The 12,994-nt window shown below is 49.7% G+C and carries 10 protein-coding genes; 6 read left to right on the top strand and 4 right to left on the bottom strand.

The genetic code is table 11. The features are described 5' to 3' along the window. The first annotated feature begins 9 nt into the window (after positions 1 to 9). From ubiE to VNQ80_RS18630, 4 genes are all read left to right on the top strand, one after another. On the top strand, positions 10 to 786 hold the full coding sequence (ubiE, locus tag VNQ80_RS18645; RefSeq protein WP_414693010.1) for a bifunctional demethylmenaquinone methyltransferase/2-methoxy-6-polyprenyl-1,4-benzoquinol methylase UbiE: 777 nt from the start codon (positions 10 to 12) through the stop codon (positions 784 to 786). Next, entirely contained in the window at positions 783 to 1,493 is a 711-nt protein-coding gene (locus VNQ80_RS18640; RefSeq protein ID WP_325641512.1) for an outer membrane beta-barrel protein, read from the top strand. The genes ubiE and VNQ80_RS18640 overlap by 4 nt, the downstream gene beginning before the upstream one ends. Positions 1,494 to 1,549: 56 nt before the next feature. Continuing rightward, on the top strand, positions 1,550 to 2,311 hold the full coding sequence (locus tag VNQ80_RS18635; RefSeq protein ID WP_325641511.1) for an SDR family oxidoreductase: 762 nt from the start codon (positions 1,550 to 1,552) through the stop codon (positions 2,309 to 2,311). Positions 2,312 to 2,389: 78 nt separating this feature from the next. After that, positions 2,390 to 4,186, top strand: coding sequence for a M61 family metallopeptidase (locus VNQ80_RS18630; protein ID WP_325641509.1), 1,797 nt, complete (start codon positions 2,390 to 2,392; stop codon positions 4,184 to 4,186). Positions 4,187 to 4,190: 4 nt separating this feature from the next. On the opposite strand, the gene VNQ80_RS18625 is transcribed toward VNQ80_RS18630, so the two are convergent. After that, the gene (locus tag VNQ80_RS18625; protein ID WP_325641507.1) at positions 4,191 to 4,685 is read right to left on the bottom strand and encodes a hypothetical protein; all 495 of its coding nucleotides are present in this window, start codon (positions 4,683 to 4,685) and stop codon (positions 4,191 to 4,193) included. A 156-nt stretch (positions 4,686 to 4,841) separates the two neighbouring features. Between VNQ80_RS18625 and VNQ80_RS18620 the strand changes: the two genes are divergently transcribed. Both VNQ80_RS18620 and VNQ80_RS18615 read left to right on the top strand, forming a co-directional pair. Beyond that, positions 4,842 to 6,605: a long-chain fatty acid--CoA ligase gene (locus VNQ80_RS18620; RefSeq protein WP_325641505.1), complete on the top strand. Its 1,764-nt coding sequence runs from the start codon at positions 4,842 to 4,844 to the stop codon at positions 6,603 to 6,605. 42 nt (positions 6,606 to 6,647) lie between these two features. Next, on the top strand, positions 6,648 to 7,622 hold the full coding sequence (locus VNQ80_RS18615) for a YihY/virulence factor BrkB family protein (RefSeq protein ID WP_325641503.1): 975 nt from the start codon (positions 6,648 to 6,650) through the stop codon (positions 7,620 to 7,622). Here VNQ80_RS18615 and dinB read toward each other — a convergent pair. From dinB to cls, 3 genes are all read right to left on the bottom strand, one after another. Continuing rightward, positions 7,604 to 8,668, bottom strand: a complete 1,065-nt coding sequence (gene dinB, locus VNQ80_RS18610) for a DNA polymerase IV (protein ID WP_325641501.1) — start codon at positions 8,666 to 8,668, stop codon at positions 7,604 to 7,606. The genes VNQ80_RS18615 and dinB overlap by 19 nt on opposite strands. A gap of 17 nt (positions 8,669 to 8,685) precedes the next feature. Then, on the bottom strand, positions 8,686 to 11,415 hold the full coding sequence (locus tag VNQ80_RS18605) for a carboxypeptidase-like regulatory domain-containing protein (protein WP_325641499.1): 2,730 nt from the start codon (positions 11,413 to 11,415) through the stop codon (positions 8,686 to 8,688). 84 nt (positions 11,416 to 11,499) lie between these two features. Further along, positions 11,500 to 12,990 (bottom strand): cardiolipin synthase, encoded by a 1,491-nt coding sequence (gene cls / locus VNQ80_RS18600; RefSeq protein WP_325641497.1) that lies wholly within the window; start codon positions 12,988 to 12,990, stop codon positions 11,500 to 11,502. Between the last annotated feature and the right edge of the window lie 4 nt (positions 12,991 to 12,994).

The raw sequence follows: 12,994 nt of genomic DNA, 5'->3' as shown, positions 1-12,994 counted from the left end.
TTGAAGCGTATGGCCCACGAACGCGGTAAAACCGTATCTTTGTCTACCATGACGACATCGCAAACAGTAAAGCCTTATAAAGATACCGACGCGGATAAAAAGCAACAGGTTGCCGACATGTTCGACAACATTTCGGGCACTTATGACTTCCTCAATCATTTCATGTCATTGGGCATCGATATTATCTGGCGGAAGAAAGCGATCCGTGCACTCAAAGCGAGCAAGCCCCAACGGTTGCTTGATGTGGCTACCGGCACGGGCGATTTTGCTTTGGAAGCCATCAACATTCTGCAACCAAGAAAAGTTATCGGCGTCGACATTTCATCGGGAATGCTAGCCATTGCCCGCGAAAAAATAATCAAGAAGAGCCTCAGCGACCAATTTGAGGTCGTCTTGGCCGATTCGGAGAGCCTGCCCTTCGCAGACAGCACGTTCGATGCCGTAACCGTGGCTTTTGGCGTCCGCAATTTCGAAAACCTCGAAAAGGGCCTCGCGAATATTTACCGTGTGCTCAAGCCCGGCGGGAAAGTGGTCATCCTCGAATTTTCCAAACCCAAAAGTTTCCCGATAAAGCAACTTTATCATTTTTATTTCAACCACATCACGCCCCTTATCGGTAAGGTATTTTCTAAAGATCACCGCGCATATAGCTATCTGCCTGAATCCGTTGCGCAATTCCCGGATGGAAAGCAGTTTACGGATATCCTCCAACGCGTGGGATTCTACACGGCACTATCGCGCCCGCAAACATTCGGCATTTGCACCATCTACATCGCAACGAAATGAAGTGTCGGAGCCACTACATCATATGCTCCATAGCCTTTGTTTTGTTGGTTTCGGCTACCACACAAGCCCAGCAACGCTACCAACGTTGGGGCGGTGGTGTTGACGATGAAACACTGCATTTCGGTTTCAGCTTCCATTACATCAATGCGGATTATAAAATCGATTTGAAACCATCTTGGCGGGATGAGGGGTATACATACGTGACCTCGCCTTTTAGCGGCAATGTGGGCTTGGGGCTGCTTGCCGACCTGAAACTGACGGAAAACCTCAATCTCAGGCTCCAGCCGAATTTGCGGTTTATGAACATACATGTGAATACCATCACAGAAACGGACCCCGACCATGTAAAATCGAATAAAGTGCATCGTTCCGACATTGGAGTCCCGTTGCTGTTGAAGTTCAAGTCTGACCGGAAGACAAACATGCGGGGCTACCTTGTTGGTGGCGGTGAGCTGGCTTTCAACGTTTCGTCCGCAAAAAGATACGACCGCAACATAGACATCATGACCAACCGCGGTTACCTTGCTTATACCGCTGGCATCGGCTTCGATGTCTACTTCGACTATTTCAAAATGTCGCCTGAAATCCGGTGGGTCCAAAGCGTCGGAAACCTGCTGAATGTTAGCGATAACAATACGTTCAATAACGACTCCCCATTGGAACGACTTTACATGCGGAGCTTTCAGGTGAGTTTGTATTTTGAGTGAGGTTGCGAGTTGGTGGTGGTTGTGAACTTAATCTAATGTCTCATATCTAACATCTCATGTCTAAAAAAATAGCATTCATCACAGGAGCAAGTGCCGGCATCGGCGAAGCTTGCGCACGGGTATTCGCCCGCCAAAGTTACGATTTGTTATTGGCTGCACGCCGCATTGACCGCTTGGAGGCACTGGCGGTGCAGCTTACCACGGCTTTTGGTATACAGACGCATCTCCTGGCACTCGACGTCCGTGATGCAGATGAGGTATCGACCTCATTCAACAACCTCCCCGAACGATGGAAACAGGTGGACGTTTTGGTAAACAATGCAGGCCTGAGCCAAGGACTCGACCCGATACACTCGGGCGATATCGGCGATTGGGATCGCATGATTGACACCAACGTTAAAGGGTTACTTTACGTTACCCGCGCGGTGGCCCCTATGATGGTGGCACGCCGGCAAGGGCATATCATCAACCTCGGTTCCATCGCCGGCAAAGAAGTGTATCCCAATGGAAATGTATACTGCGCGACCAAACATGCGGTGGACGCCCTTACCAAGGGCATGCGGATCGACTTGCTCGACAAACACATCAAGGTAACCGCCATCCATCCAGGCATGGTGGAAACCGAGTTTTCGAAGGTGCGTTTCAAGGGCGACGTCGAGCGCGCAGCCGCGGTTTACGATCACATTGAGCCACTCGTGGCTGAAGACATCGCCGAGGCGGTATGGTTTGCCGCTTCCCGGCCGAAGCACGTCAATGTCAACGACATGGTCATCATGCCTACCATGCAGGCTAATGCAACCCTGGCTGTACGTGAATAATGATTTTCAATTAAAGTGCCTATTTCTTTGTTGCTTTAACGGATACTTGTATTTTCGCATTTCCCTATTTGCACCATCATGAGAAGAATCCGTATTAATTTGCTCGTCCTTATGACCACTGTGACCACATCAGCTCTCGCTGTGCCAACCATCCATTTCGAGGTATCGTTCAAGGAGCCGCAGGCCCACTACGCTGAGATAAAAATGGAAATTTCAGACCTTCGCAAAGACTATATCGATGTGAAGATGCCCGTATGGACTCCGGGGTCTTACCTCGTACGCGAATATTCGAGGCATGTGGAAAGCGTGGAAGCATGCGACGCGGACGGTGCCCACCTCGCCGTTGAAAAAATCGATAAAAACACGTGGCGTATCCAATCGGACAAGGCGAAAAAGATAACGTTCAGTTACCGCATATACGGTTTTGAAGTCTCTGTCCGTACCAATTTTATCGATGACAGCCATGCCTTCCTTTCCCCGGCGGCTACCTTTATGTATGTCGATGGGTTGCTAAACCACCCGGTAGCTGTTACGGTCGTCCCCCACGCTAATTGGTCGAAGATATCTACTGGCCTTGACGCCGTTGCAGGCAAACCGAATACGTTTCAAGCGGCGGACTTCGATATTTTGTTTGATTCACCGATTGAAGTGGGCAATCAGGATGTGTTTACCTTTGAAGCGGCTGGCGTACACCATGAAATTGCCATGGTAGGTGGTGGCAATTACGATAAAGAACGCCTGAAAACGGACTGTGCCGCCATTGTGGAGGAGGCAACCTCCATATTCGGCGTCAACCCCAACAAGCGATACGTCTTCATTGTACACAATTACCAGTCGGGCGGCGGTGGCTTAGAACACCTCAATTCAACCGTGTTGGGCGCAAGTAGAAACGGTTACCAAACCGAACGCTCCTATGTCGGCTTCCTTGGGCTCGTTGCACACGAATATTTCCACCTGTGGCATGTGAAGCGGCTCCGCCCCGCCGAACTTGGCCCTTTTGATTACGATGCAGAAAACTACACATCGGCATTATGGATTATGGAAGGTTTTACGGCCTATTATGATAACCTGCTGCTGCGGCGATGCGGCTTTTTGAATGAAAATGGCTATCTGCAAGCGTTATCCAATGATGTTAATACGGTGGAGAACCGTCCAGGTAACGACGTGCAGCCGGTGGCGCTTGCCAGCTTCGATGCATGGATCAAATATTACCGACCAGACGAAAACTCGGCCAATACGAGCGTATCTTATTATAATAAAGGTGCGTTAATGGCCATGCTGCTCGACCTCAAAATCTTGGCTACCACACAGGGCAAAAAACGGCTTGACGATGTGTTAAAGGCAGCTTACGAAAAATTCTATATCAACGAGCAACGTGGCTTTGAAATACCCGAGTTCCAAGCGTTGATCGAGCAGGTTGCAGGCACATCCGTAGCCGACATCTTCGATGCCGCACATGCCGTGGGCCCGCTGGACTACAACAGTTACCTCAATCCCGTAGGATACGAATTGGTCGACTACAACAAGGGGCGGCAGGTACCGGATCTCGGTTTCAACACCTCGGCAAACGACGGCCGTATTATGGTAACCAGCGTAACCCGCGGCACGGGCGCCTGGAACGGCGGGATCAATGTGAGGGATGAAATCCTTGCCATCAACGGTGAACGGTTGGATGCTAATGGCCGGGAACTGAGCCGACTGATGCAGCTGGCAGTTGTTGGCGATCAGCTCAACGTGCTCATTGCAAGAGATGGTAAAATCAAAGAGCTGACAATCACCCTTGGTGAAGATACCAATGGTGCGTTCCGCATCGTACCGTTGAAGAACGTTTCAGCGGAACAAGAGTTATTGGGAAAAATATGGCTGTCTTTATAGGGATTTAAAACACAAATCGGATAGACAGCCCGATGCCATCGAACCGTACACCCGACTCGGGTGTTAGCTCCATCGTAGGCTTCCAATCCAGCGACAGGTTGATGGGGGCCTCGGGAATTTTGTAATCGGCACCCACTACGCCGTCGAAGCTCCAAGCCAATCCACTTGAGTCCGTATCTTTATAACGGTAGGTGCCCAATCCACCGCCAAAGCCATAGTACCAGCGCAATCCTTCCACATCGACAAAATTTACAGGTTGGTGGATCTCGTAGAGGCCGAGCAACTTAAAAATGGTGAAATTCCTATTGCCCTGGAAATTGAGGATTCCATCGATAGCGTGGCTCTCATTAAGGAAGTGCTTATAGGTAATCCCATTTGCAACGCCAAAACGTCCTCCTATCGCCCGCGTGTAACTGTCTGATTCCTGCGCGAAAGCGCCATGACTACCAATCCCTAAAAAAATAACCGCTATGAATAAGGTCAACCGTTTTGTTTCCATGCCGCTACCCGCGCAAAACAGATGCCAATATGATAACCGATAGCAGCGATGTCAGCAATATTTTTAAAAACTATGAATTCGCTAAAATTCTTGCTAACTTTAAATGCGCCGATGTAAGTATTCCGGCGATGTTATGAACCAGCAAGATAAATGGTTATGGATACACCCACCCGTATTTTCGACATATTGACGCATTATAAGAACCATTACGCCAAACCCGTCATGGTGGCCGGGAAGGCAGATGGTAAATGGACAAACTATACGACCGATGATTTTTTGTCGACCGTTGACCATCTCAGCAAAGGGTTGGTCGCCAAAGGTATTGGCAAGGGTGACAAAATAGCACTCATGTCGCATAATCGTCCCGAATGGAACTTCTGCGACTTTGCCATCAATCAACTGGGTGCCGCGGTTGTTCCATTATATCCCACGCTTTCCCAGCAAGACCTATCGTTTATCATGAGTGATGCCGAGGTGAAGATGGTTTTCCTCAGCGACGCCGAACTCCATGAAAAAATAGCGGAAGTGCTATCTGAAAACAAGCTCGACATCCCTATTTACACGTTCGATACCGTAGCTGACGAGCCTTCTTGGCAAATCTTGGTTGACGAAGGCAAACAGTCGGGAGTCGATTTGGCCCCGTACCGCGAGGCGGTTGGCGAAGACGACCTCCTCACCTTGATTTATACGTCGGGCACTACCGGCAGGCCGAAGGGCGTATGCCTTTCCCATAAAAACGTGTTGACGAATGTCTATGATTGTTTCGACCTCCTGCCCGATTACTTCAAGAAGGCACTCAGTTTTCTGCCGCTATGCCATATTTTCGAACGCATGGTTGTATACCTTTACTTCGCCAAGGGCGTAGAAGTGCATTACGCGGAGAGTTTGGATACCATCGTGGCAGATATCAACGATGTGAAGCCGCATGGATTTACCACGGTTCCGCGCGTTTTGGAAAAAGTCTATGATAAAATCGTGTCAAAGGGCAAGGAACTTAAGGGGCTCAAAAAGCAGATTTTTTTTTGGGCGCTCAACCTGGGCCTCAGCAACAAGGAGCCCGGCAAGAACAGTGGCTGGGTTGATTTCCAATTGAGCATCGCCCGCAAATTGGTGTTTAAGAAATGGCAGGAAGCCCTAGGTGGCCATATCAAGTTGATCATTTCAGGGGGGGCGGCGCTGCAACCCCGTCTTGCCCGGGTATTCTGGGCCGCCGGCATTCCCGTTATGGAGGGTTATGGACTTACGGAGACCTCGCCGGTCATTGCGGTGAATACGTTAGAAAAAGGGGACGTCAAATTCGGCACGGTTGGAAAGGTGCTCAAACATGTCGACGTGAAAATCGCCAGCGACGGTGAAATATTGTGCAAGGGCCCGAGTATATTCCGCAGCTATTATAAGAACGAGGCTGCCACGGCCGAGGTCATCGACAATGAGGGTTACCTCCATACCGGCGACATCGGGGAACTTGATGCGGAGGGCTTCTTACGGGTCACAGACCGTAAGAAGGAAATGTTTAAAACCGCGGGCGGTAAATACGTGGCACCCCAAGCACTGGAAAACAAATTCATGGAGTCCACGATGATTGCCCAGGTCATGGTTATCGGCGAAAACCGACGATTCCCTGCGGCACTTATCGTACCTGCATTCGACGTGTTGGAGCAATGGTGCAATATCAAAGGCATCCCCTTCGGTTCGAGGGGTGAGGCCGTGAAGAACCCCGCTGTCATTGAAAAATACCAACGGGAGGTCGACCGGCTGAATCAGGGATTCGGGCAGTGGGAAAAGGTAAAGAAATTCGCCCTGCTCCCCAACCCATGGACCATCGACGCCGGTGAGCTCACCCCAAAGCTCAGTTTAAAGCGTAAAGCCATACTGCAGCGCCACGAAGAGGCCATAAACAACATCTACGAAGAAAACTAATTCGTGATTAAATGGTTTCTTTACTGGACGTACACTGATGATATGAAACTTTTCCGTGCCCAATTCTACAAGGACATCTTTGCCCTACTGGGCGATGCCGCCGCTGAATTTTCTAATGATAAAGCAATGAAAATGAGTGCGTCACTCGCCTATTACACCATCTTTTCAATTGCGCCGTTGCTACTTATCGTAATTTGGCTGGTCGGTTTCTTCTATGGCGAGTTGCTCGCCGGACAGCAAGATGCGCAAGCCGAGGTTTTTGACGAATTTGCCAACATTTTCGGTCCCGAAACCGCCTCCCAAATACAACAAATCATCGCCAACATCAGCGTGTCTGACAAGTCCGGCTTGGGCATCGCTATCGGTATCGGTACGTTGGTTGTCGGATCAACTACTATTTTCGTTGAAATACAGGATTCATTGAACCGGATTTGGGGCGTACGCCCTAAGCCTAAAAAAGGCTGGTTGAAAATGCTGGTCGACCGCGCGTTATCTCTCTCGATGGTTCTCGGGCTTGGTTTCCTACTTATCGTATCGTTGATTGCGAACGGTATCGTAGTTGCCCTCAGCTCACAGATTACCAGCTATTTTCCCGATATATCAGTACTTCTGGTTCAATGGGTTAACGTAGGGCTCACGTTTGTCGTAATCACTGCGCTCTTTGCCTTCATCTTCCATTTCCTCCCCGATGCGCGGATGCGATTCAGGGATGTGGTCGGCGGTGCGTTGTTTACTGCTGCCCTATTTATGCTGGGCAGGTACTTAATCGCCCTCTATATGCAATTCAGCGCACCAGCCTCTGCGTACGGTGCTGCCGGAGCAATCATTGTGCTGTTGCTGTGGGTCTACTATTCGGCAGCCATCCTCTATTTCGGGGCAGAATTCACGAAAGTATATGCATTGAAGTACGGCAAAGGTGTATGGCCTTCGTCTTATGCGGTCAAGGTAATCATGACCGAAAAAGAGGTGGAAGACGAGCCCATCCGTATGGCGGATAATCAAAACAACGAGAGTTGAGCAGAGGCCAGCTTCACCCGGTCGAAATTGCTTGCCGAAACACCCAGCAGCCGTATGGGCATGGGGTCTTCGGTTACGACTACCCGAAGCATCTGGCGTGCCAACCCAAACACATCTTCAAACTCATCGGTGTAATAAGCCAGGGAGTGGCTGCGGGTAATCAGCCGGAAATCGGCAAACCTGACCTTCAACGTGAACGTACGCCCCTTTAGGTTACGGTTTTTCAAGCGGCCCGTCAGCTTTTCGGTAATTTTGCTTAGCTCATCTTCCATAACGTCCACCCGGCCGAGATCCGTGGAAAACGTATCTTCTACCGCCAGCGATTTCAGCTCGCGGTTGGGTTGCACCTCACGGTCGTCTATGCCGCGCACAATGCGGTAGTAGAAGCGACCGCTCTTTCCGAACAGCCGCACCAAATCTGCTTCGGCGAGCCGTTTAAGGTCTGAACCCGTAAATAGCTGCAGCTGCCGCATCTTGGCAGCAGTTACCTTGCCTACCCCAAAAAACTTCTCCACAGGCAATCGCTCCATAAACTGTTCTACCCGCGAAGGGCCAATGAACGTAAGGCCATCCGGCTTGTCCATATCGGATGCTATTTTCGCAACGAACTTATTGATGGACACGCCCGCCGATGCGGTGAGTTGGAGCTCTTGGCGGATGGCGTCTTTGATGAGTTGGGCGATTTCCATTGCGGAGCCTATCCCCTGCTTATCGATAGTGACATCCAAGTACGCTTCATCCAGCGACAGAGGCTCGATTAGGTCCGTATAACGTCTGAATATTGTACGGATTTGTGCAGAAACGGCCTTATAAACATCAAACCGAGGTGGCACGAATAAGGCATGGGGACAAAGCTTAACCGCCCTGCTACAGGGCATTGCCGAATGTATACCGTAGCTACGGGCTTCGTAGCTAGCCGTGGCTACGACACCACGACTCGTCGGCGGGCCGCCGACCACCAGCGGCTTGCCACGAAACGTCGGAAAATCGCGTTGCTCTACCGAGGCATAAAACGCATCCATATCGATATGGATGATCTTCCGCATACCATGTCCTTTTTACATTAGTTGACGGTATACCGGTATACAGCACGTCCGACATTACCGTTGTCATCAACACCTTCCACCACTACCCGGTAGCTACCCTTACCGTCGGCATTATAATATTCCAACTGTACCTGGCCATCTTCACCCGTTTTTACGTCCGGGTTCCAATAAATGGTTGTACGGATGTCGTTTACCGCACGTCGCTCTGGGGTGTCGTACTTGGGTGTGTAAAATTTGCGTTCTTTGACGTAGCCAAGCGGTGTCAGGTCAACGACATTGCTCTTCGGCAACAAGCTTTCTATCTGGCTGAGTGACATACGCGGCGCCTTTTCCACCTTTTTGGTATAGATAGATACCACACCGTTATTTTGGTACATACGGCTTACGGTACCCAACTCGTCCCGGAGGAAAATCTCTATCCCTTCCACGTCGGAGGGCATGATCCCGTTCAGTGCAGGTACATCCATGGCCATCCCATTCACAAAAAACTGCACGGGGATACGGCCACCGGCATTATAATCGCGGGTAATGAAAAAGAGTTGGCTCTGTGCATCGTAGGTAACGCCCGTGAGGGCAGTCTGAAGGCACATAATGAGGTTATTGCAACCCTTCAATCGATCTGCGTTGATCTGATGGTCGGCCATACCCAATCCGGAAAGCGACGAGTATTCTTTGTGTGAAAAGCTTGGCCTCGACGAAGCCGTCACCTCTACTTCTTCCAACAGAATAGATGTACGGTACTCGTTGCGACTGTTGTCCAGGTAACCCGCAAATTGCTGATCGATATTCAGCACATTGTTGGCCCGGTAAGCGGTGGTATCGATTTCCGGGAATTGCATGGGATCAACATTGATGACCATATTGCGATAATTATCGTTGCCCCGCGCATTAATGGTTACCCGGGCCGAATCGGTAAACTGCAAGTCTTTGAATATAAAGTGGCCACGTTCATCGGTATATACATCCGTTCTAAAACTTCGATCAGGGATCGACAGCAATAGCCCGCCATTGACCACCGGTTTTCCATTGTTGAGTCGCAAAACACCGGATATCTCGATACCCTGCTCGGGGAAAAAATGTACTTGTGGATAATTATCAGCCAGCACATCGGTGTAGGAAAACCTACGGTAACCCTGTGTGAGCAACAGGGCATCCAATGCATCACGCTTTTCCGCATCCGGATCGGTAAAATAATAGTTGGGAGCCTCCACGTAACCTTTTAGGTCGGATGTAAGTAACAGGTTGCTCAATATGGTCGTCTCTTGGCTTTCTTCAATAGGTACCTTTGTCTCGTCGACCACCGACACCGAGTAACTTCCAATGGTAGGCGTGCCGTTGTTATCTACAGCCAGCCCCAGATTGACCAGCTCTTTGGCCGTATATTCCTTTTTATTGCTATTCACCGTTATATCCAACGGCCGGATGTTTTCTACAAATACCAACCGCTCGCTGAGTGGCTTACCCTTCACGTCAAATAAGGTAAGCTGGGCGATACCGGTTGGAAAACGATCTTTCGGTAAACTTACCAATATCGATTCATTGCGTAAGGTTGCCTGCGCCGCATAGCAGAGAATACCGTTGGCTTGGGCAATCAAGTAGTAGGCACTACCCTTATTTTCGTTGTAATATCGATCGTTGGCGACGATAGCCAGCTGCAGAGCCGTATCGGATTTCAGAATGGTTACATTGATTCCCTGATCGATCACCGGGGGTAATGGATATTCGCGGCTCTCGTCATTTTCGAACGTCAGTTTAGCCGTGTAGTTATTCCCTGCCTCCGGAACCATCGTGAAATAACCCATTCCGAAGCGTGTATTGGTAATCGCAGCCACTTCATTTCCCCCTTGGTCAACGATGCTTCCAGTAACCGGTAGGCCGCGCCCATCGCTTCCTACAGCTTTGAAGGCCACTTTTTTAGCTACGCCTGCGATGAAATCACCGCCTTCCGGAAAGAATTGTACATCGGCATCCCATAGCGCGCTGCGCAGTGGGAAACGGCCCAACATGGGCTCAGCGCTTCCTGCCGTCTCCAACGATACATGGAGATTACCGGCGCGGAGTAGATCCCGATCTTTTCCATTGATATTAATAACCACGTTGCCTACGGCATCCGTCTTCCCTTTTCCGTCGTCTATCGGTTCCCATCCAGCCACCGCTGCCCAAGTCAACTTCCGGTTGGCCAGTGGATTTCCTTCCCGATCCTTGAATTGGATTACGGCTTCGGTGCGAGCACTTTTTCCCTTGCTCACATCGTTGAAGGAGATGGTATAATGTAGGTTGTTGTTGAGCACATCGCCAATGGGAACGATTTTATTGAAGAAATAGGCAGGGTCAAAATTAACCATCCATTTTGTATAGGCCCTAAAGCGATAATTCCCTTGGGTATACCACTCTTGGTCGAGCACCAAATGCCCTTCGCCCACGCGGTCATCAAGCGGTATGCGCATCGTTTGCATCAACGAGTCCTTGCCATTCATTACGTCCACATATGCCACTTTGCTCAACTCGTAGTTGTACATGTTGCTGGTGAGGTAAACCTTAAACCACATGGTATCACCAACCGCGTAATAGGGCTTGTCGAAATGCAAGTGCACCTTCTCGATCGGATAGGCTTCCAGTAGTTTCTGTGTTTTTTCAACAACGGTATTGATGTTGATACTATCCTGCTGGGCATACAATTGGAGGGATTGGCAATAGCAAAAAAGTACGCAGCACAGTAGTTTTACGATACGGTTCATTCCCATCATGTTCGAATCAATAAGCCGCTAAGATATCTTTTTTCGGGCGCTTATACCAAATTTTAACATATAATAACGCCCGTGGTTTACGGTTTAAAGCAGTGGCGCGAGTAGCCGGCATACGGAGTCAATACCACGTTTCCATCGTGGCCGCGTGAACCACTCACCCACCGTGATCTGCCTGCTACCCAGCTTATCGCGCTCAAATTGCCGGCTCAGATCTTTGCATAGCACATCGTCATGGATAATGGCACTCACTTCAAAATTGATGTAGAAGCTGCGGATGTCAAGGTTTACCGTGCCGACATAGGCCAATTTGCCGTCGATGCAGGCTGTCTTTGCATGTAAAAACCCTTTTTCATACAGGTAAACCAATACTCCACGGGCCAATAACGGCTTCAGGAACGAAAAGGACGCATGCTGCACGAAAAAAGAATCCGACCGGGCGGGCAACATCAGTTCTACCTTCACTCCCGATGCGGCTGCGAGTTGGAGCGCCGTACTTAACTCATCGCTGGGGATAAAATATGGAGTACAAAGCTGGATCGATTCTTCCGCCTCGGCAATACCGATCAATAACGCCTCCATATTGAAAGGCGCAACGGAGCCGGGGTCGCAAAAAGCAAAACTCACTGCCGCCGAACCGCGCGGGGCCATCGGTGCCGTATAAAAATAACCGTCACGCAGGTTGAATGAGGCGCCACCGGCCAAGTGCCAATTCACCCAGAACTGGGTCTGCAGCACATTTACCGCCTGGCCCAGAATCTGAACGGCCGTATCCCGCCAATATAAGGATTGCTGTGTGCCATTGATATACCTGTCGCTGATATTGATACCACCTACAAATGCTATTTCACCATCGACAATGGCAATTTTGCGATGGTTACGATAGTTACCATTGGCTAGTGAGGAAAAGGTGACAGGCAAAAACGAAACAAATTCAATACCGGCACCGGCAAGGCGCTTCCGTTGCTTATTTAGTGCCGGCGACCCGAAGTCGTCGGCGATAATCCGAACGGCCACGCCAGCAGATACCTTTTCCTTGAGCAAGCCAATCAGTTGGTTACCGATTGTATCCGTTTCGAAAATATAGTATTCCAAGTGAATATGGTGCTTCGCCGTCCCAATAGCCTCAATCAATGCCGGAAATTTTTGTTCGCCATTGGTCAACAGCCTTACTTCATTATACAACGTCGGTGGTGCCACCCGTTGGTTTTTAAGGAAGGTAAACACACGGCTTAGTTGCCCCAGCGACTGCTTTAAAACGACCAAGTTATCGTCCATCAACGGGCTAAGCTGCTCCCAGAACCGAATCAATCGCGTATGTTTTTCGCGGTCCTGCACCCGGAAAACCTTAACCTTCTGGAATTTCTGGCCGAAAAGGTAATAAATGACTATCCCAGCAATGGGAATAAAAACGATGACTAAAATCCATGCAATGGTCTTTGCCGGATTCCTGTTCTCGATTAAAATGGTTGCGATGATAGCCACATATACCAATAGGAGTGGAACCCAATACCATTGATAAATAAAAGCACCGACTCCACGCAGTATATCGATTGTGGCATTAGCCAATACGTGCATCCCC

Origin of the sequence: Parapedobacter sp. (genome assembly GCF_035556095.1) — a bacterium.
In the GTDB taxonomy this organism is placed as follows: domain Bacteria; phylum Bacteroidota; class Bacteroidia; order Sphingobacteriales; family Sphingobacteriaceae; genus Parapedobacter.
Note: the sequence above shows the minus strand (reverse complement) of the source record. Positions and strands in the feature narration are given on the sequence as shown.